The sequence below is a fragment of the Streptomyces coelicoflavus genome, assembly GCF_045041415.1.
Taxonomy (GTDB): Bacteria; Actinomycetota; Actinomycetes; order Streptomycetales; family Streptomycetaceae; genus Streptomyces; species Streptomyces coelicoflavus.
The window spans coordinates 7,095,382-7,114,753 of record NZ_CP108218.1 but is presented as its reverse complement, the minus strand read 5'-3'; the positions used below and the strand labels follow the sequence as shown (position 1 = coordinate 7,114,753).

17 protein-coding genes are annotated in these 19,372 nt (G+C 72.7%); 6 read left to right on the top strand and 11 right to left on the bottom strand.

The genetic code is table 11. From position 1 onward, the window contains the following. Positions 1 to 27: 27 nt before the first annotated feature. Together OHA99_RS32025 and OHA99_RS32020 are read right to left on the bottom strand one after the other, a co-directional pair. Complete coding sequence (locus OHA99_RS32025) at positions 28 to 423, bottom strand: hypothetical protein (RefSeq protein ID WP_153180939.1); 396 nt, start codon at positions 421 to 423, stop codon at positions 28 to 30. Between the two features lie 3 nt (positions 424 to 426). Continuing rightward, positions 427 to 1,188, bottom strand: coding sequence for a LytTR family DNA-binding domain-containing protein (locus OHA99_RS32020; protein ID WP_153180938.1), 762 nt, complete (start codon positions 1,186 to 1,188; stop codon positions 427 to 429). A 77-nt stretch (positions 1,189 to 1,265) separates the two neighbouring features. Between OHA99_RS32020 and OHA99_RS32015 the strand changes: the two genes are divergently transcribed. The 3 genes from OHA99_RS32015 to rocD all read left to right on the top strand — a co-directional run bounded on the left by OHA99_RS32015 (position 1,266) and on the right by rocD (position 3,969). Next, entirely contained in the window at positions 1,266 to 1,769 is a 504-nt protein-coding gene (locus OHA99_RS32015) for an Lrp/AsnC family transcriptional regulator (protein ID WP_087792111.1), read from the top strand. Positions 1,770 to 1,894: 125 nt separating this feature from the next. Further along, the gene (ddaH, locus tag OHA99_RS32010; RefSeq protein WP_405698476.1) at positions 1,895 to 2,749 is read left to right on the top strand and encodes a dimethylargininase; all 855 of its coding nucleotides are present in this window, start codon (positions 1,895 to 1,897) and stop codon (positions 2,747 to 2,749) included. After that, entirely contained in the window at positions 2,746 to 3,969 is a 1,224-nt protein-coding gene (rocD, locus tag OHA99_RS32005; RefSeq protein WP_165686651.1) for an ornithine--oxo-acid transaminase, read from the top strand. The genes ddaH and rocD overlap by 4 nt, the downstream gene beginning before the upstream one ends. Before the next feature lie 39 nt (positions 3,970 to 4,008). Here rocD and OHA99_RS32000 read toward each other — a convergent pair whose 3' ends face one another. Further along, positions 4,009 to 4,467 carry an RpiB/LacA/LacB family sugar-phosphate isomerase gene (locus OHA99_RS32000; protein WP_153180935.1) on the bottom strand — a complete coding sequence of 153 codons (459 nt, stop codon included), beginning with the start codon at positions 4,465 to 4,467 and terminating at the stop codon, positions 4,009 to 4,011. A 141-nt stretch (positions 4,468 to 4,608) separates the two neighbouring features. Between OHA99_RS32000 and proP the strand changes: the two genes are divergently transcribed. Further along, positions 4,609 to 6,123 carry a glycine betaine/L-proline transporter ProP gene (gene proP, locus OHA99_RS31995; protein WP_153180934.1) on the top strand — a complete coding sequence of 505 codons (1,515 nt, stop codon included), beginning with the start codon at positions 4,609 to 4,611 and terminating at the stop codon, positions 6,121 to 6,123. A gap of 104 nt (positions 6,124 to 6,227) precedes the next feature. Here proP and OHA99_RS31990 read toward each other — a convergent pair whose 3' ends face one another. Then, on the bottom strand, positions 6,228 to 9,428 hold the full coding sequence (locus OHA99_RS31990) for a M20/M25/M40 family metallo-hydrolase (protein WP_405698475.1): 3,201 nt from the start codon (positions 9,426 to 9,428) through the stop codon (positions 6,228 to 6,230). Between the two features lie 259 nt (positions 9,429 to 9,687). Next, on the bottom strand, positions 9,688 to 11,115 hold the full coding sequence (locus tag OHA99_RS31985) for a helix-turn-helix transcriptional regulator (RefSeq protein WP_366473402.1): 1,428 nt from the start codon (positions 11,113 to 11,115) through the stop codon (positions 9,688 to 9,690). 215 nt (positions 11,116 to 11,330) lie between these two features. Here OHA99_RS31985 and OHA99_RS31980 point away from each other — a divergent pair, with 215 nt between their 5' ends. Together OHA99_RS31980 and OHA99_RS31975 are read left to right on the top strand one after the other, a co-directional pair. Next, the gene (locus OHA99_RS31980) at positions 11,331 to 12,053 is read left to right on the top strand and encodes a 1-acyl-sn-glycerol-3-phosphate acyltransferase (RefSeq protein ID WP_153180931.1); all 723 of its coding nucleotides are present in this window, start codon (positions 11,331 to 11,333) and stop codon (positions 12,051 to 12,053) included. A gap of 147 nt (positions 12,054 to 12,200) precedes the next feature. Then, on the top strand, positions 12,201 to 13,226 hold the full coding sequence (locus OHA99_RS31975; RefSeq protein ID WP_153180930.1) for an NAD(P)-dependent oxidoreductase: 1,026 nt from the start codon (positions 12,201 to 12,203) through the stop codon (positions 13,224 to 13,226). A gap of 72 nt (positions 13,227 to 13,298) precedes the next feature. On the opposite strand, the gene OHA99_RS31970 is transcribed toward OHA99_RS31975, so the two are convergent. The 6 genes from OHA99_RS31970 to OHA99_RS31945 form a co-directional block, all read right to left on the bottom strand. After that, a complete protein-coding gene (locus OHA99_RS31970; RefSeq protein ID WP_153180929.1) occupies positions 13,299 to 14,912 on the bottom strand; it encodes an alpha/beta hydrolase in 1,614 nt (537 codons plus the stop codon). A gap of 141 nt (positions 14,913 to 15,053) precedes the next feature. Then, positions 15,054 to 15,818 carry an urease accessory protein UreD gene (locus OHA99_RS31965; RefSeq protein ID WP_366473448.1) on the bottom strand — a complete coding sequence of 255 codons (765 nt, stop codon included), beginning with the start codon at positions 15,816 to 15,818 and terminating at the stop codon, positions 15,054 to 15,056. After that, positions 15,815 to 16,492, bottom strand: coding sequence for an urease accessory protein UreG (gene ureG, locus OHA99_RS31960; RefSeq protein WP_405698474.1), 678 nt, complete (start codon positions 16,490 to 16,492; stop codon positions 15,815 to 15,817). The genes OHA99_RS31965 and ureG overlap by 4 nt, the downstream gene beginning before the upstream one ends. Positions 16,493 to 16,661: 169 nt before the next feature. Next, on the bottom strand, positions 16,662 to 17,336 hold the full coding sequence (locus OHA99_RS31955; protein WP_405698473.1) for an urease accessory protein UreF: 675 nt from the start codon (positions 17,334 to 17,336) through the stop codon (positions 16,662 to 16,664). 8 nt (positions 17,337 to 17,344) lie between these two features. Next, positions 17,345 to 19,066 carry an urease subunit alpha gene (locus OHA99_RS31950; protein WP_405698472.1) on the bottom strand — a complete coding sequence of 574 codons (1,722 nt, stop codon included), beginning with the start codon at positions 19,064 to 19,066 and terminating at the stop codon, positions 17,345 to 17,347. Next, complete coding sequence (locus OHA99_RS31945; protein WP_007447081.1) at positions 19,059 to 19,370, bottom strand: urease subunit beta; 312 nt, start codon at positions 19,368 to 19,370, stop codon at positions 19,059 to 19,061. The genes OHA99_RS31950 and OHA99_RS31945 overlap by 8 nt, the downstream gene beginning before the upstream one ends. Between the last annotated feature and the right edge of the window lie 2 nt (positions 19,371 to 19,372).

The following is a 19,372-nucleotide window of genomic DNA, read 5'->3' as shown; positions in this document are numbered from 1 at the left end:
CCTCGTTCTCGTTCTCGTCCGGCATGGTCACCGGTCCTCGACGAGCCGCACGAAGTCGCGTTCGTTGCGCTCGGCGCGGCGCACGTACCAGCGGGCGAGCAGGACCAGCGGGGCGTACAGGCCGAAGCCGAGGACGGCCCACTCGAGACCGCGGGCGTCGGGCAGCACCGCGAACAGCAGCGGCAGCGGACCGACGAGGAGACCGAGGACGGCGAGGGCGGCGAGGCCGGCCCGCAGCTGGCTGCGCATCAGGGAGCGGACGTAGGTGTGGCCGAGGGTGGTCTGCTCGTCGATCTCGGTGCGCGGGCGGTAGTGGCCCACGGGCTGGGGGTGCCGCCCGCGCGAGCGGAGCCGGGCGTGCGGGACGGTGCGCCCGGGCGGGGCGGTGACGGTGACGCGGCGCTCGGTGGGGTCCTGGGGCACGGTTCACGGCCTCCGCATGAGCAGGTCCCGCAGTTCGCGGGCGTGGCGCCGGCTGACCTGGAGTTCCTCGGTGCCGACCAGGACGCTGACGCTGCCGGCGTCCAGGCGCAGCTCGCCGATGTGGCGCAGGGCGACGAGGTGGCGGCGGTGGATGCGCACGAAGCCCCGGGCCCGCCAGCGTTCCTCCAGGGTGGACAGGGGGATGCGGACGAGGTGGCTGCCCCGGTCGGTGTGCAGGCGGGCGTAGTCGCCCTGGGCCTCGACGTGGGTGATCTCGTCGACGGGCACGAAGCGGGTGACGCCGCCGAGCTCCACGGTGACGTGGTCCGGGTCGGGTTCGTGCACGGGGATGCGCGGGGCGGGCACGGCGGCGGTGCCGCGCCGTTCGGCGGCCCGGCGCACCGCTTCCGCCAGCCGCTCCCGGCGCACCGGTTTGAGCACGTAGTCGACGGCCTTGAGGTCGAAGGCCTGGACGGCGAAGTCCTCGTGCGCGGTGACGAACACGACCAGCGGCGGCCGGGCGAACCCGGTGAGCAGCCGGGCGAGGTCCAGCCCGTCGAGGCCGGGCATCTGGATGTCGAGGAAGACGACGTCGATGGCGTCGGGACCGTCGGGGCCCGACTCCAGGGCCCGGTTGATGCGGCGCAGCGCCTCGGTCGCGTCGCTCGCGCCCTCCGCGGTGCCGACGCGGGGGTCGGCGTTCAACAGGTACACGAGTTCCTCGAGCGTGGGGCGTTCGTCGTCGACAGCCAGGGCGCGCAGCATGAAGGTGGAGTGTAGGGGCGATCCGGGCGCCTGCACACGCCTGCGACGTGGCCGTATCCCCTGGATACAGTGCCCGCATGAACAGCAGGCCCGCTTCCTTCGACGAACTCGACCGGAAGATCGTCACCGCCCTGATGGAGAACGCCAGGACGTCCTTCGCGGAGATCGGCGCGGACATCGGACTGTCCTCGACTGCGGTCAAGCGCCGGGTGGACCGGCTGCGCGAGACGGACGTGATCACCGGGTTCACGGCCACGGTGCGGCCCTCCGCGCTGGGGTGGCGCACGGAGGCGTACGTGGAGGTGTACTGCGAGGGGGCGGCGCCGCCGCGGCGGCTCGCGGAGGTCGTGCGGGGCTACCCGGAGATCACGGCGGCGATGACGGTGACCGGCGGAGCGGACGCGCTGCTGCACGTGCGGGCGCGGGACGTGGAGCACTTCGAGGAGGTGCTGGAGCGCATTCGTGCGGAGCCGTTCATCCGGAAGACGATCAGCGTGATGGTGCTGTCCCACCTGATCGCGGACAGTCCGGAGGCGGGAGCCGCCCTGCCCGCCCCGGACGGCGCAGCGAACGTGCGCTGACCGGGCGAACAACGCAGCGATCCTGCGGGAACACGCAGCTTTCCTCGCTTGTCGGGCTCGGGTGTCACTTCCTACCGTGGTGTCAACACCCCGTCACACACCGTGAAAAGCGGAGGTACCCCTCTGTGACCGAGTCCCGTGTGCCGCGCCGGCGGCGCTTCGTGGTCTGCGAACCCAGACACTTCGCCGTGCAGTACGCGATCAACCCGTGGATGAGCACCGGCCGACCGGTCGACGTCATCCGCGCCCTCGACCAGTGGCAGGCGCTGGTCGACACCTACCGTGCCCACGGACACACCGTGGACACCGTCGCTCCGGTCCCCGGTCTGCCCGACATGGTCTTCGCCGCGAACTGCGCGGTCGTGGTCGGGGGCCGGGTCTTCGGTTCCCTCTTCCACGCGCCCGAGCGGCGTCCCGAGTCCGTGCCCTTCGAGGCGTGGTTCAAGACGGAGGGCTTCGAGGTCCACCATCCCGAGTCGGTCTGCGAGGGCGAGGGCGACCTGGTTCCGGCCGGCCGCTGGATCCTGGCCGGCACCGGGTTCCGCACGACCCGGGACGCGCACCGCGAGGTGCAGGAGTTCTTCGGCGTGCCGGTGATCTCGCTGACCCTGGTGGACCCGTACTTCTACCACCTGGACACGGCGCTCTTCGTGCTCGACGACGGGACGGACGGAGATGCTCCCGGCGCCGGCGGCGGGAACATCGCCTACTACCCCGGCGCCTTCTCGCCCGGCAGCCGCGAGGTGCTGGAGCGGCTGTACCCGGACGCGGTGCTCGCCACCCGCGAGGACGCGCTGGCGTTCGGGCTCAACTCCGTGTCCGACGGACGGCACGTGTACATCGCTCCGGCGGCCAGCGGGCTGGCCGAGCAACTCGACGGCCGCGGCTACGTGCCGGTCCCCGTCGACCTGTCCGAGTTCCACAAGGCCGGTGGCGGCATCAAGTGCTGCACCCAGGAGATCCGGGAGACCCGCTCATGACCGCACCCGCCCGCAGCACCCGCGGCTCCGACGAGCTGATCCGCGCCGAGGAGCCCGTCCTCGCGCACAACTACCACCCGCTGCCCGTCGTCGTGGCCCGCGCCGAGGGCGCCTGGGTGGAGGACGTGGAGGGCCGCCGCTATCTGGACATGCTGGCCGGCTACTCGGCGCTCAACTTCGGCCATCGCCACCCGGCGCTGGTCGAGGCCGCCCACCGGCAGCTGGACCGGCTCACCCTCACCTCGCGCGCCTTCCACAACGACCGGCTCGCGGGCTTCGCCGAGCGGCTGGCCGCGCTGACCGGCACGGACATGGTGCTGCCGATGAACACCGGCGCGGAGGCGGTGGAGAGCGGCATCAAGGTGGCCCGCAAGTGGGCGTACGACGTCAAGGGCGTCCCGGCCGACCGGGCGACGATCGTGGTCGCCGCGGACAACTTCCACGGCCGTACGACGACGATCGTGAGCTTCTCCACCGACGAGACGGCCCGTTCCGGCTTCGGTCCCTTCACGCCGGGCTTCCGGATCGTGCCGTACAACGACCTGGCGGCGATGGAGGCGGCGGTCGACGAGACGACGGCGGCCGTGCTGATCGAGCCGATCCAGGGCGAGGCGGGCGTGCTCATCCCGGACGACGGCTATCTGGCCGGGGTGCGGGAGCTGACCCGGCGCAAGGGCTGTCTGTTCGTCGCGGACGAGATCCAGTCCGGTCTGGGCCGCACGGGGCACACCCTGGCCGTCGAGCACGAGTCGGTGGTGCCGGACGTGGTGCTGCTCGGCAAGGCCCTGGGCGGCGGCATCGTCCCGGTGTCGGCGGTGGTGGGCCGCCGGGACGTGCTGGGTGTGCTGCACCCGGGCGAGCACGGTTCGACGTTCGGCGGCAATCCGCTGGCCGCCGCGGTGGGCACGGCGGTGGTGGAGCTGCTGGAGACGGGCGAGTACCAGCGCCGGGCTGCCGAACTGGGCGCGGTGCTGCGCGAGGGGCTGGCCGCCCTGGTCGGCAGGGGCGTCGTCGGCTTCCGGGCACGGGGGCTGTGGGCGGGCGTCGACGTGGACCCGGCGCTGGGCACCGGGCGCGAGGTCAGTGAGCGGCTGATGCGCGAGGGCATCCTCGTCAAGGACACCCACGGCTCCACGATCCGGCTGGCACCGCCGCTGACCGTCACCGCGGAGGAGCTGTCGGGTGCCCTCGGAACCCTGGAGAAGGTCCTGACCTCCTAGCGGTCCTGACCTCCTGGCGTCCCGACGGGGAAGGCACCGCTACGGAGCGGTTCGGCGGTCCGCGTCGAGCCGCTCCACGTGCGCGACGTTGTCCCGGTCCTCGGCGTCCGTGCCGGGCCCGGCCGCGAACCAGGCGTCGAGAATCTCCCCCAGCAGCGGCCCGGACGTCAGGCGCAGGCCGACGGCCAGCACGTTGGCGTCGTTCCAGCGCCGTGCCCCGTCGGCGGTGTACGCGTCGGTGCACAGGGCCGCGCGGACGCCGGGCACCTTGTTGGCGGCGATGGACGCGCCGGTGCCGGTCCAGCAGCACACCACGGCCTGGTCGGCGCGCCCCTCGGCGACCTCGCGCGCCGCCTGCTCGGAGCAGACGGCCCACCGCGGGTCGGACCCGGGGCTCAGCGCGCCGTACGGGCGCACCTCGTGGCCGCGAGCGCGCAGCTCCTCGACCAGGAGCCGGGCGACGGGTTCGTCCATGTCGGAGGAGACGGCGATACGCATGGGCGAAGCGTACTCACCGGCCGCTCACCTCATCGGCCCAGTCACATGACCGAAGTCACGACCATACCCAGCATGATCGGGGGAACGGGTACGAGCTGAAAGACGTACGACCGAGCACCGCTCCGTCAGGAGCGGCCGCGCGTGGAAAGGGAGGCCGCCACGTCCCCCACCGAGAACGGACCGGAGACCGACGCCGCGGCGGTGCGCCGCCACCCCGCCCTGTTCCGGGCGATCAAGCGTCGGAAGAACCCCCGGCTGCGCCGGTCGGACATCACCGTCACGGACGAGGCCGCGGTCAAGCGTGCCGTGAAGGCGGCCTCTCTGGGCAATGCCATGGAGTGGTTCGACTTCGGCATCTACGCCTATCTGGCGGGCACCATCGGCCGCGTGTTCTTCCCGTCCGGGAGCGACACGGCGCAGCTGCTGTCCTCGTTCGCCACGTTCGCCGTGGCCTTCCTGGTGCGCCCGATCGGCGGCATGGTCTTCGGCCCGATGGGCGACAAGATCGGCCGCAAGAAGGTGCTCGCGCTGACGATGATCCTCATGGCCATCGGCACCGCGGCCATCGGGCTCATCCCCAGCTACGACTCGATCGGCTTCTGGTCCCCGCTGCTGCTGATCCTCTTCCGCCTGCTCCAGGGCTTCTCCACCGGCGGCGAGTACGGCGGCGCGTCGACCTTCATCGCCGAGTACGCGCCCGACAAGCGCCGCGGTTTCTTCGGGAGCTTCCTGGAGCTGGGCACGCTGGCCGGGTACACCGGTGCGGCCAGCCTCGTCACCGCCCTGACGGCGGGGCTGGGCAGCGACACCATGGACGCGTGGGGGTGGCGGATCCCCTTCCTCGTCGCGGCGCCGCTGGGCATCGTGGGTATCTATCTGCGGCTGAAGCTGGACGACACGCCCGCCTTCCTGAAGCTGGAGGACGCCAACGTCCACGTCTCGGAGGCGGCCGACGCGGTGGAGACCACCGCACGGGGCGACCTCGCCAAGATCTTCCGCACGCACTGGCGGTCGCTGGTGCTGTGCATCGCGCTGGTCGGCGCGTACAACGTCACCGACTACATGCTGCTGTCGTACATGCCGACGTATCTGTCGGACGAGCTGGACTACAGCGAGAGCCACGGTCTGATGATCCTAGTGGCGACGATGGTGCTGCTGATGCTGATCATCAACCAGGTCGGCCGGCTCTCCGACCACTTCGGCCGCAAGCCCGTCCTGATGGCCGGCATGATCGGGTTCTTCGTGCTGTCCGCCCCGGCCTTCGTGCTGGTGCGGGAGGGCAGTCTGCTCGCGGTCTCGGGCGGCATGCTGATGCTCGGCCTGTCGCTGGTCTGTCTGCTGGGCACGATGTCGGCGGCGCTCCCGGCGATGTTCCCGACCAACGTCCGGTACGGGTCCCTGTCGGTGGGCTACAACCTGTCGGCGTCCCTGTTCGGCGGGACCACCCCGTTGGTGATCACCGCGCTGATCGGTGTGACGGACTCCGAGATGATGCCGGCCTACTACTCGATGGCGGCGGCCCTGGTCGGTGTCGTGGCCGTGGCCTGCATGAAGGAGACGGCGCAGAAGCCGCTGGCGGGCTCCCCTCCGTCGGTGGGGACCGAGGAGGAGGCGGCGGAGATGGTCGAGTCGCAGGCGCCGACGCCGAAGTTCTGACGCCGGAGGCGTGCGCACGCGACGAGGGGGCGGTGGGGTCCGTACGGACCCCACCGCCCCGTCGGCGTGTCAGGCGCTCCCCGGAGGGGTGGCGCGGGTGTGTGTCAGAGGCGCTGCCACAGGGCGGGGACGTTCGGCGGCTCCCAGCCGGGGTAGGCGGTGTGGCCCTGGATGCACCGGTAGCCGACGCCGTCGTAGGTCACCACGTCCCCGGCCGCGTAGGTGGCTCCCAGCTGCCAGGTGGTCTCACCGCCGTCGTCGCCGGAGACGGTGAGGGTGTAGGTGGTGGTGTGGGTGACGGTGCCCGTGCCCGTGAGGGTCAGGGTGTAGGTGCCGCCGGCCGTGCCCGCGGCGACCTGGACGGTGGCGGTCGAGGACTGCCCGGAGGTGACCGAGTCCGGGGTGAAGGTCACGCTCACGCCGGTCGGCGCGCCGGACTCCGACAGCCGCACGTTCTGCGCGTCGCCGCTGGTCGTGGCGGTGTTCACGGTGACCGTCGCGGAGCTGCCCGGGTCGACCGTGCCCGAGGACGGGTTGGCGGAGATCGAGAAGTCGTCCTGCGGGTTGGGGGCGTCCCCGACGGCGGTCTTCCAGATCGTGTAGGCGATGCCGTCGGCGCTGCGGTTCAGCGCGGTGGCGTTGATGTTGGACGTGGTGTCGCACGCGGAGTGGTAGCAGGGGTCGTAGGACCGGCCCGCGGTGCCGCCCCACTTGGCGGCCTCCGTGGACGACTTGATCGCGGAGGCGCCGGTGGCGTAGCCGGAGGTGGGGATGCCGACCTGCTGGAACGAGTAGTCGTCGGAGCGGCCCTGGCCCTCGACGTTCTCCTGCGGGGCGAGGCCGAGGGAGGTCCAGTACTCGCGCATCGGGGCGGAGGCCGCGGAGGTCAGGTTGTTGATGAAGTAGCCGCCGTTGACGGAGGCGACCATGTCGAAGTTGTAGTACGCCTTGATCCGCGAGCGCTCGGTCGAGGAGAGGGTGCGGGCGTAGAAGTCGGAGCCGTTCAGGCCCTGCTCCTCGTCGGTCCACCAGGCGAAGCGGACACGGTTCTTCATGGTCGGGTTCTGCTCGGCCAGGGTGAGCGCCGTCTCGAGGAGCGCGGCGGAGCCGGAGCCGTTGTCGTTGATGCCGGGGCCGGCAGAGACGCCGTCGAGGTGGGCGCCGTACATGTAGACGCTGTTGGCGTCGCCCTTGGGCCACTCGGCGATCAGGTTGTTGCCCGCGCCGGCGGAGCAGCCGGAGGTGCAGGTCTGCTCGGTGACGGTGTAGCCGGCCGCCTGGAGCCTGCCCTTCACGTAGGCGAGGGAGGCGTCGTAGCCGGGGCCGGTGGAGCGGCGGTTGCCGCCGTTCTGCGCGGCGATGGAGCCGAACTGCGCCAGGTGGGCCTGCACCTGGGCGACGTCGACGTCGGGCGGCGTGCCGGGGTTGTTGCCGCCGCCGACCGTGAGGGTGTACTGGGCGGTGTGGTTCTTGCTGCCCGCCGTGCCCTTGACCGTGAGGGAGTAGGTTCCGGCGGCGGTGCCCGAAGTGGTGGAGACGCGCATCGTCGAGCTGGAGCCGGAGGTGACCGTCGAGGGGCTGAAGGTGACGCTCACGCCGGGCGGGGTGCCGGTGGCCGTCAGGGACACCTGCTGGGCGCTGCCGGTGACGGTGGACGTGTTGACCGTGGCGTTGACCGCGGAGCCGGCCTCGACGTTGCCGCTCGCCGGGCTGAGGGCCAGCGAGAAGTCGGTCTCCTGCCGGGCGCAGGTCGGGTCGCCGGGCTGCGCCGGGATGTCGATCGCGTTCCAGGCCGCCTTCGTGGCGTCGAACAGGTCGCAGGAGGCGTCCAGTTCCTTCGCCGCGGTGAGGGTGGCGGAGCGGTACCGCTTGTAGGTCATGCCGCTGGTCTTGAGCAGCATGCCGCCGTAGAAGATCTTGCCGGCGTTCTGGATGCCGATGCCGGTGACCCGGCTGCCGTCACAGGTCGGGCTGGAGGGCTTGCCGCCGCCGGGGCTGGAGCCCTCGGCCAGCAGGTAGAACCAGTGGTTCATGGGCCCGGCGGCCGCGTGCTCCTCGGTGCGGGGGATGGCGGAGGAGTAGCAGTTGGGGTGGTTGCTGACCAGCTGGGGGTTGTACATGTTGCGGATCGGGCCGCGGCCCTGGAGGTTGATCTCCTCGCCGACGGTGTAGTCGGGGGTGTCGTACCCGGACGGCTGGTCGGCGTAGGCCTCGGTGAGGGCGCCCATGATGTCGCCGGTGGCCTCGCCCAGACCGCTCTCGTGGTTGGCGCCGCCGGGGGTGTAGCTGTCCAGGCCGTGGCCGTACTCGTGGCCCACCACGTCCATGCCGGCGATCCACTTGCCCGCGCTGTTGTGGCCGATGGTGACCCGGGAGCCGTCCCAGTAGGCGTTGAGCTGGTTGAGCCCGACGGAGGTGGGCCAGCTGCCGCCGTTTCCGTTGTGGCCGTTGCGGCCGAGCCAGTCGCGGAGCATGTCCCACTCCTTCTGCGCCGCGTACATGACGTCGACGCAGCCGGTCTCACGGCTGGAGGCGTTGCCGGTGCCCCAGTCGTCGTCCGGTCCGGTGAACAGGCCGCCGTTGTAGTCCGAGCACTGCAGGCCGGGGCGGGTGGTGTCGCGCAGGGCGTACTGGCTGCCGGAGCGGGAGGTGTCGATGGTCAGCGGGTCGGGGCCGTTCCACTCGCTGTGGCCGGTGCCGGCCTTCACGTCGTCGTACGTGTCGACGACCTTGCCGGTGCGGGCGTCGACGAACACGTGCAGCTTGCTGGGCACGTGGTCCTTGGTGGTGCCGACGAGCACGGTCTCCCAGGCGAGGGTCTGGACGTCGTCCTTGACGCGGACCACCAGGCGCTTGGAGTCGACCTTGTCGACGTTCGCGAGCTGCTTGCGGCTGGTTTTCACCGCCTGCCCGGCCTTGACCGCGGCCTCGGTGGGCACGGCTATCGCGGCCTCGGTGGCGGACCGGACGGCACGGACCCCGCCCTTGCCGTCGGCGAGGACGACGGCGTCGCCGCCGACCACCGGCAGGCCGTTGTAGGTGCGCTCGTAGGCGACGGAGAAGAGGTTCTTGTCCCAGGGGGTGACCTGGTGGCGGTCGTACTGCTCGTCGGGGCCGCCGGCGACGAGGGCGTCCAGGCCGCTGCGGACGGCCTGGTCGGCCGCGGCCACGGCTCTTTCGACGGGGGTGGGTTCCGCCGCGGAGGGCGCGGACCGCTCCGACGCCGAGGCGAGGGAGGCCGGTACCACCACCCCTGCGAGTGTCATGGCCAGGACTGTCCCGGCCACCGCGGTCTGTCTGAGCATCGTGGCTCCTTGTGAGAGTGGGGGCTCCTTGCGGGCCGGCCCGGGCCAGGACATGCCGGACGCGCAGCCTGGGGTGCGGAGACGCGTCCATCGGGTGTGCGAGTGTCATTTGCATGTCATGTCGCGGGCTGGCGGAACCCTCACACCCCGCCGCACCGGAATCAACGACTCCGCGCGCTTGGTCCAGACCTGTCAAAATCCGGCAAGTACGGGTGCGCCCGGGAACGCCCCCGCCCCGGTGCGATCGGGGCCCCTCGCCTCACTCCCCCGCGTCCAGCAGCCGCTCCCGGTACTCCCGGACCTCCGGCAGATCGGCCCACTCCCCGCCGAGCCGGCTGTGCAGGCCGCGCAGTTCGGCGGTGACCATCGACTCGCGTGAGCGCACGGCCTCCGGCAGGACCTCCGAGGCGAGGGCAACGGCGGCGCCGGGATCTCCGGCACACGCCCAGCTGTCCGCCAGGCGCAGGGTGAGCAGCAGCCGGGCGCCCCGCATCTGGGGCGGCACCTGGGCCCGCGAGCGTGCCGTGGCGTCGACCGCGCGCCTGGCCGCCGTACGGTCCCCGGTCGCCACGGCGAGGTCGCGCAGGGCACCGCCGATCGCCGAGTCGACCCGCATCGCTCCCTCGGCCCCGGCCATCCACGGGGCCTCCAGGAGGTCCCGCCGGTCGAGGCGGGCGAATCCCCGCCGGGCCAGGGTGATGTGACGGCGGCACTCCGCGGCGTCGCCCGCCAGGGCGTGACCCCGCGCCAGATAGAGGTCCGACAGCGTGCCCGTCCAACGGCGTCGGCCGTCCACCGCGCCGATGCCCTGGGCGTACCCGAGCATCAGCGAGGGGTCGCCGTCGAGGCGGACCAGGGTGCACATGTCGCTGAGCAGGGTGGCGCGGGCCGGCGCGTCGTGGACGGCGTCCGCCCAGCGCAGTCCGTGGCCGAACCAGGCCATCGCCACGCCGATCTGGCCGCGCTCCATCCGCAGCCGCCCGGCGACCTGCGCGTACTGCGCGCCGAGCCGCAGCTGCCCGTACGGCAGCCGTCCGGCGGAGTTGACCTCGTCGGCCCAGCGGGCCAGGGCGCGCAGCAGTCCCTCGACGGCCGTCACCCGGCCCTCGTGTCCGAACGCCTCGCGGATCAGACAGGCCAGGACTGCGGTGAGGCCGTGCAGCAGCTCCGCGTCGGCGACCGCCGCTCCGGCGCCGGTGCCCCACACCGGTGCCGCGCCGCCGGCCGGCCCCGGCCCGCCGAGCAGCGCCGGTAACTCGCCCGGATCGGGCACCGCGCACCCGGCGGTGCCGTGCAGCGGACACACCAGGCCCTCGGCGGGCAGCCGCGCGGGCCACATCCGGGGGTCCGGGGCGCCCTGCCCGCCGGGGACCTCCGCGCCGGGCAGCGGCGCGAACAGCGCCGGGTCGGCCGGGAACCGGCCCGTCCGCCGGGGCACCTCGCGCGGCTGGGCGAGGATCGCGGCCAGCTCACCGTCCGTCTCCAGCACCGCGTCGAGCCGGCGCACCAGGCCCACGGGCGGCTCGCGCAGCCCCGCCTCGAGCTTGCTCACGGCCGAGTGGTGGTAGCCCACCCGCAGGCCGAGTTGCAGTTGGGTGAGTCCGGCCGCCCTGCGCAGGGAGCGCAACTGCCGCCCGAACTCCGCCCACGGAGCCCCGGCCGCCGCCCCAGCCGATCCACCGGTCATCCGCCCTCCCCCGGTCGCGCCCCCGCAGCGGGCCGTGTGCCGCCCGGGCTTCGCGCATCGCGCCACCGGACAGCACAGAGGACGGGGCAGGCCGCGTCAATCGAGTTGACCGAAGAGCGGCCGAACCGGTCCCGGCCGGTTCCGGCACCGTCGGGCTACGATCGATCACCGGTCGCGGACGGCCGGTCGGGAGCCCGGAGAACTGGAGACACACCGTGTTCTACTACGTGCTCAAGTACGTCCTGCTGGGCCCGCTGCTGAGGGTGGTCTTCCGCCCCCGGATCGAGGGCCTGGACCATGTGCCGGGTTCGGGGGCGGCCATCGTCGCGGGCAATCACCTCTCGTTCTCGGACCACTTCCTCATGCCCGCGGTGCTCAGACGCCGCATCACCTTCCTCGCCAAGGCCGAGTACTTCACCGGGCCGGGCCTCAAGGGCAGGCTGACCGCGTTCTTCTTCCGCAGCGCCGGGCAGATCCCCGTCGACCGCTCCGGCAAGGAGGCGGGGCAGGCCGCGATCCGCGAAGGGCTCGGTGTGCTGGGCAGGGGCGAGTTGCTCGGCATCTATCCGGAGGGCACCCGCTCGCACGACGGCAGGCTGTACAAGGGCAAGGTCGGCGTCGCGGTGATGGCGCTCAGGGCGGGGGTGCCCGTCGTGCCCTGCGCCATGATCGGCACCTTCGAGGCGCAGCCGCCGGGCCGGAAGATCCCGAAGCTGCACCCGGTGGTGATCCGGTTCGGCGAGCCCCTCGACTTCTCCCGCTACGCGGGCATGGAGGGCGAGAAGGCCGTGCTGCGCGCGGTCACCGACGAGATCGTCTACGCGATCCTCTCGCTGTCCGGTCAGGAGTACGTGGACCGGTACGCGGCGGACGTGAAGGCCGAGGAGGCCCGGAAGGCGGCCGAGGGCCGGAGGTTCCCCCGGCTGCCGCGTCGTTAGGCCCTGTCGTCGCATTCCCGTCGTCCGCCCGAGGGGCGGGCAGGAGGGAATGCGACGACAGGGCCTGGCCGGGGTTTTCGGGGCTTCCTCGTCTGCCGTCGGCAGAGGCGCGTGTCCGCGGGGCGGCGATGCCCCTACGGTCGCCGTATGACACGTGCGGTGGTGCTCGGGGCGACGGGACAGATCGGACGGGCGGCGGTGGCGGCGCTGGCCCGGGACGGCTGGGCGGTGACGGCCGTCTCGCGGGGCGGCGACCGGGACGCGCGGTGGCCCGGTGACGTACGGGTCGTGCGGGCCGACCGGGAGGACGACGGGGCGCTGTCCGAGGCGGTCGGCGAGGGCTGCGACGTCCTGGTGGACATGGTGGCCTACGGGGAGCGCCACGCACGGCAGTTGGTCTCGCTCGCCGGACGGGTCGGTTCGGCGGTGGTGATCTCCAGCGTGTCGGTCTACGAGGACGACGAGGGCCGCACCTTCGACACCCAGAGCGAGCCAGGCGGCTTCCCCGAGTACCCGGTGCCGATCACGGAGGCGCAGCGCACGATCCGCCCGGGCGACGCCTCGTACAGCACCGGCAAGGCGGCGCTGGAGCGGGAACTCCTCGCGGCGGGCGACCGGTTGCCGGCGACACTGCTGCGGGCGGGCGCGATCCACGGCCCGTACTGCCGGACGCCGCGGGAGCTGTACTTCGTCAAGCGCAACCTCGACGGACGGCGCCGGCGCGTGCTCGCGTACGGCGGTGCGAGCCGTTTCCACCCGGCGAGCGTGCGCACCATCGCCGAGCTGATCCGGCTGGCCGCCCCGCGGCCGGGCACGCGCGTGCTGAACGCGGTGGACCCGGACGCCCCGACGGTGGCGGAGATCGCGGCGGCGATCGACGCGGTGATGGGCGTCGAGACCGAGGACGTGCTGCTGGACGGCCCGCCGGTGGACGGCGTGGGCGAGACGCCGTGGACCACTCCCGCGCCGGTGGTGTGCGACATGAGCGCGGCGGAGGACCAGTTGGGCTACCGCCCGGTGGCCCGGTATGCCGACACGCTGCCCGAGACGGTGGCCTTCGTCGAGGAGCGGCTGGCGGGACGGGGCTGGCGTCAGGCGTATCCGAAGATGGCCACGGCGTACGGCGACCTCTTCGACTACGCGGCGGAGGACGCCTGGTTGGAGCGGCGGTAGCGGCACGGGAGGGCACGAAAGGGAGGGGGCGACCGGCCGGCCGGCCCCTCCCTTCCGTCTCCGTCCGCCGGGCTACGGCTTGGGCGTGGCGTGCGGCGCGCAGGTCACGTCACGGGCGTCCAGCCTGCCGGTGAGCAGGTAGGCGTCCACCCGGTCGTTGACGCACGGGTTGACCAGTCCGGTCACGCCGTGCGACCCGGCGTCCCGCTCGGTGATGAGCCGGGATCCCTTGAAGCGCTGGTGCAGTTCGACGGCGCCGGCGTACGGGGTGGCCGCGTCGCGCTCGGACTGGACGATCAGGACGGGCGGAAGTCCCTTGCCGGTCTTGACGTTCAGCGGGGTCTGCTGCTTGACCGGCCAGGTGGCGCACGGCAGGTTCATCCAGGCGTTGGCCCAGGTCATGAACGGGTGGTCGCGGTGGAGCCGGGTGTTGTCCCGGTCCCAGGTGTTCCAGTTGGTGGGCCACTTGGCGTCGGTGCACTCGACGGCCGTGTAGACGGCGTTGCCGTTCTCCGCGGAGGCGTTGCCCGCGGTGTCGGACAGGTCGGGCGACGCGGCGTCGACGAGGGCCTGGGTGTCACCGGCGACGTACTTGCTGAAGGTGTCGGCGATCGGCGCCCAGGCGGAGTCGTAGTAGGGGGCGCTCTGGAAGAAGGAGATCAGCTCGGCCGGTCCGACGACGCCACCGAGCGGCTCCTTCGCCGCGGTGGCGCGCAGTTTCAGCCACTGGTCCTGGACCTCGGCGCGGGTGTCGCCGAGGTGGTAGGTGGCGTCGTTCGCGGCGACCCAGTCCTGCCAGTCCTTCCAGCGGCCCTCGAAGGCGACGTCCTGGTCCAGGTTGGCCTGGTACCAGATCTTGTCGCGGGACGGGTTGACGACGCTGTCGACGACCATGCGGCGGACGTGGTCCGGGAAGAGCGTGCCGTAGACGGCGCCGAGGTAGGTGCCGTAGGAGACGCCGAGGTAGTTGAGCTTCTTCTCGCCGAGGGCGGCGCGGATGACGTCGAGGTCGCGCGCGGTGTTCGGCGTGGTCATGTGCGGGAGCATGTCGCCGCTGCGCTCGAAGCAGCCCTTGGCGTACTCGCGGGCGAGCTTGCGCTGGGCGAGCTTGTCCGCCTCGGACCCGGGCACGGGGTCGGCCTTGGGCGCCTTGACGAACTCCTGCGGGTCGACACAGGAGATGGGCGCGGAGTGGCCGACGCCGCGCGGGTCGAAGCCGACGAAGTCGTAGGCCTTGGCCGCGTTCGCCCACACCGCGCTCTTGCTCGTGACGCGGGCCGGGAAGCGCAGGCCGGAGCCGCCGGGGCCGCCGGGGTTGTAGATCAGGGCGCCCTGGCGCTCGCTCTTGCCGCCGGTGTTGCCGATGCGGTCGACGGCGAGCTTGATCTGCTTGCCGAACGGCTTGGCGTAGTCCAGCGGCACCGTGACGTAGCCGCACTGGATGGGCTTCGGCAGGTTCCAGCCGGCCTCGCAGTCCTCCCAGTCGACGCCCGCCCGGGCGGCGCGGGCGGCGGCGATGGTGACACCGCGCGCCTCCCGGTCCCACCCGCGCGCGTGCCCGTGGCCGTCGGCCGGGGCGGCGCTCGCCGCGGGTGCCGAGACGGCGCCGGCTATCAGCGTGGCGGTGACCAGCGCTCCGGCCGAGCCGAACCCGACCGCCCTCCGCCGCATGCTGCTCTTCCTCAAGAGGCCCTCCCCGTACGTGTTCGCGACAAGTACGGGGATCCTCGCGGCTGTGGGTTCCCTGGGAACAGAGTTGGTGTTACTTCTTTGCCAATCCGATAAACGGATCGGCGCGTTCGATCGACGGACTCCTCGGCACGCACCTCAGTCCAGCGAGGCCAGCGCCCCGTCCAGCAGCCGCCGCAGCCGCAGCCCGTCCGGTGCGACGGCGGTCACCAGCGCGACGGGCCCGGCGAGCGGCATGACGGCCGCACTCTCCTCGAAGACCCGCGCCGCCGGTGGTTCACCGGCGAACTCCGGCCGTACGACGACCAGCTGGCCGACCGCGCGGTGCCCGGCCAGTCCGGCCGGTCCGTCCCAGCCGCCCGGCGCGCCGGGCCCGCAGGCCAGCTCCTGGTCGAGGACGCACCGTCCGGCGGTCCGTACGGTCAGACGGCTGGTGAGGCGGCCGGGTTCCTCCCCGGCCCGCCCGAGCACCTGCTCCTCGCGCAGCAGCAGCCGGGCACCGGCGGCGAGGTCGACGGACGTGGTGACGCGCAGGTCGCTGCCGCCGGCCGAGATCAGCTGCTCCGGCAGCCAGCGCAATTCGGCGTCGTCCTCGACGGTGAGCCGGACGTCGTAGCGGGCCCCGGTATCGTCCTGGCCGGGCAGGGCGAGCGTGGCGGCGGCCGAGCCGACCCGCAGGCGGGCGCCGCTCGCCGCGTGCACCCCCACGGTGAAGTGGTCGCCACCGAGCGGCCCGCTCATCGCGCCGACCAGCATCACCCGGGCCTCGGCTCCGCTCCCCCGGGTCCGGCGCACGGCGAGGGGTCCCTCGCCCTCCAGCACCGGCAGGACGGTGCCGCCGCGCCCGTCGCCGCGGGCGAGCACACGGGCACTCGCCCGGACACCGCCCGGGGCGGCGGTCACGCGGTCCACGCGGCGATCCGCTCCCGCACCCAGCCGGCGACCTCACGTACCCCGTCCTCGCTCCGCAACGACTGGAGCACGACGGGCAGTTCACCGCGCACCGACTTGGCGTCGGCGGCCATCCGCGCCAGGTCGGAACCGACGTACGGCGCAAGGTCGGTCTTGTTGACGATCAGCAGGTCGGCGGTGGCCACACCGGGTCCGCCCTTGCGCGGGATGTCGTCGCCGCCCGCCACGTCGATCACGAACACCTGCGCGTCGACGAGCCCCCTGGAGAACGTGGCGGTGAGATTGTCCCCGCCGGACTCCACCAGGACCAGGTCGAGCGGCCCGACCTCGTCCTCCAGGTCTTCCACGGCCTCCAGGTTGGCGGAGGTGTCGTCCCGGATCGCGGTGTGCGGGCAGGCACCGGTCTCCACGGCGGTGATCCGCTCGGGCGGCAGCACCGCCTCCCGGAGCAGGAACTCGGCGTCCTCCCGGGTGTAGATGTCATTGGTCACCACGGCCAGGGACAACTCCTCCCGGAGCGCCCGGCACAAGGCGGCCACGGTGGCGGTCTTCCCGGACCCGACGGGCCCGCCGAGCCCGATCCGCAGCGCCCGCCGCGTCCCGTCGGGCCGACGCGCGTCGGCGGAGACGGCGGCGGCGGATTCGTGGTGATGGTCGAGATGCATGTACGGCTCCTGTCGAAGTTGGGATCGGCCCGTGTCAGCCCGTCCGGCGTTTGAGGACGAGGCCGTTCAGGCCGAAGGGGGGGGCCAGGGGGCACAGCCCCCTGGCGGGGTAGCAGGGGCGGAGCCCCTGGGGTCGGGAAGGGAAGGGGCGGCGGGGGCGAATCCCCACCTACGAGGCGAACAACCGCACAGGCCAGGCGGCATGCGCCTCCGCCCCGATCTCCAGCAGCGGCGCGGACCGCGCGGGCAGCACGCCGACCCCGTCGGTCACGACGCGCTCGGCTGTCTCGACGGCCTCCCGGGCCACCCGGTCCACCTCGTCCGCGAGCCGCGCCAGCACCCCCGTCGCGTCGAACGGATCGAGGCCGAGCAGCCGCACCACGGCCGTCGCGGGTCCACTCACGCCCTCGTAGAGCGAGCAGTACGCCGCGTCGAGCGCACCGAGACCGGCCGCCCGTGCGGCCAGCCCGAGCACGACGGGCTGATGGGCCCCCTTGGGGAACCGCGCGGCCAGGGCGTCGAGTTCGGAGCTCGGCCAGGTCGCGCGGGCGGCCCGCGTCAGCTGCCGCCCCAGTCTGCGCGCCGCCACCCGCAGCGCGGGCGACGGGGTGCGGGCGTCGGCGGCCCCGTCGAGTTCCCCGGGGTCGGCTCCGAGCGCGGCGGCCGCCGCGACGCACGCCGCGACGGCCCCGCTCGTGTGCAGCCGCCCCCGGCAGAACGCCTCCAGGCTCGCGGCGTCGGTGATGCGTCCCGCCCGGACGGCGGCCTCCGCCCCGCCGGAGTGGGCATGCCCTCCGGCGGGGAAGCGGCCGTCCGCGAGGACGAGCAGTGCGGCGCGGCTCATCCCGGCGCTCAGAAGAGGAAGTACCGCTGGGCCAGCGGCAGCTCGGCGACGGGGGCGGGCTCGACGAGTTCGCCGTCGACGGTCACCGCGAAGGAGTCCGCGGCGACCTCCACCCGGGGCAGCGCGTCGTTCTGCCGCATGTCCGCCTTGGTCCGGCCGCGGGTGGACCGGATGGGCACGAACGCCCGCCCGAGCCCGAGCCGCTCCGCCAGCCCGTCCTCGACGGCCTGCTCGGAGACGAAGTTGACCGAGTTGGTGGCGGGAGCGCTTCCCAGCGCCCCGTACATCGGGCGCGGCAGGACCGGCTGCGGCGTGGGGATGGAGGCGTTCGCGTCGCCCACCTGCGCGTACGCGATCTGGCCGCCCTTGATGACGAGCTGTGGCTTCACGCCGAAGAAGCGAGGGTCCCAGAGCACCAGGTCGGCGAGCTTACCGGTCTCGACGGAGCCCACCTCGTGCTCGATGCCCTGGGCGACGGCGGGGTTGATCGTGTACTTGGCGACATAGCGGCGGGCCCGGAGGTTGTCCGCCCGGGTGTCGCCGGGCAGGAAACCGCGCCGCCGCTTCATCACGTGCGCCGTCTGCCAGGTCCGCAGAACGACCTCGCCGATACGGCCCATGGCCTGGGCGTCCGACGACATGATGGAGATCGCCCCCATGTCGTGCAGGATGTCCTCGGCCGCGATGGTGCTGGGCCGGATCCGGGACTCGGCGAAGGCGAGGTCCTCGGGGACGGCCGGGTTCAGGTGGTGGCAGACCATCAGCATGTCGAGGTGTTCCTCGACCGTGTTGACGGTGTGCGGCCGGGTCGGGTTGGTGGACGCCGGCAGCATGTTGGGCAGCGAAACCGCCGTGATCATGTCAGGCGCATGGCCGCCGCCGGCGCCCTCGACGTGGAAGGCGTGCAGGGTGCGCCCCGCGACCGCGTCGAAGGTGTCGCCGACGAAGCCGGCCTCGTTCAGGGTGTCGGAGTGGATGGCGAACTGGACGCCGGACTCCTCGCACACGTCCAGGCAGGCGGAGATGACGGCGGGGGTCGCGCCCCAGTCCTCGTGGATCTTGAAGCCGAGGACGCCGGCGCGCAGTTGGTCGCGCATGGACTCCTTCGACATGGTGCTGCCCTTGCCGAGGAAGCCGATGTTGACGGGGCTCGACTCCAGGGCGGCGAACATCCACGCGAGGTGCCAGGAGCCGGGCGTGACGGTGGTCGCCTTGCTGCCCTCGGCCGGGCCCGTGCCGCCGCCGATGAGGGTGGTGATGCCGGACGCCAGGGCCTCGTCGACGGCGCTCGGCGCGATGAAGTGGACGTGGGTGTCGATACCGCCCGCGGTGACGATCTTGCCGTTGCCCGCGACGACCTCGGTCTCGGGGCCGATGACCAGGTCGGGGTGGACGCCGTCCATGGTGTCCGGGTTGCCGGCCTTGCCGATGCCGGTGATCCGGCCGTCACGGACGCCGATGTCGGCCTTGACGATCCCCCAGTGGTCGATGATCACGGCTCCGGTGATCACGGTGTCGGGGGCGCCCTCGGCGCGGGTCGTACGCGCCTGCCCCATGGACTCGCGCAGTACCTTGCCGCCGCCGAAGACGGCTTCGTCGCCGGAGCGGCCGGGGCCGCCCGAGCGGTCCTCCTCGATCTCCACGAGGAGGTCGGTGTCGGCGAGGCGGATGCGGTCGCCGGTGGTCGGGCCGAACAGGTCGGCGTAGGCGGGACGGGACAGTTCAGGCATCGAGCGCACCTCCGGTCGCGCCGCGCAGTCCCACGACGACACGGGCGCCCGCGAGCGGGATCAGCCGTACGTCGACGGGGATGCCGGGCTCGAACCGGACGGCGGTGCCGGCGGCGATGTCCAGCCGCCTGCCGTGCGCCGCGGCGCGGTCGAACTCGAGACCGGGGTTGACCTCGGCGAAGTGGTAGTGGGAGCCGACCTGGACGGGCCGGTCGGCAGTGTTGAGCACGGTCAGGCGGGTGACCTCGCGGCCTTCGTTGAAGGCGACCGGCTCGTCGGCGAACAGAATCTCTCCGGGAATCAAGA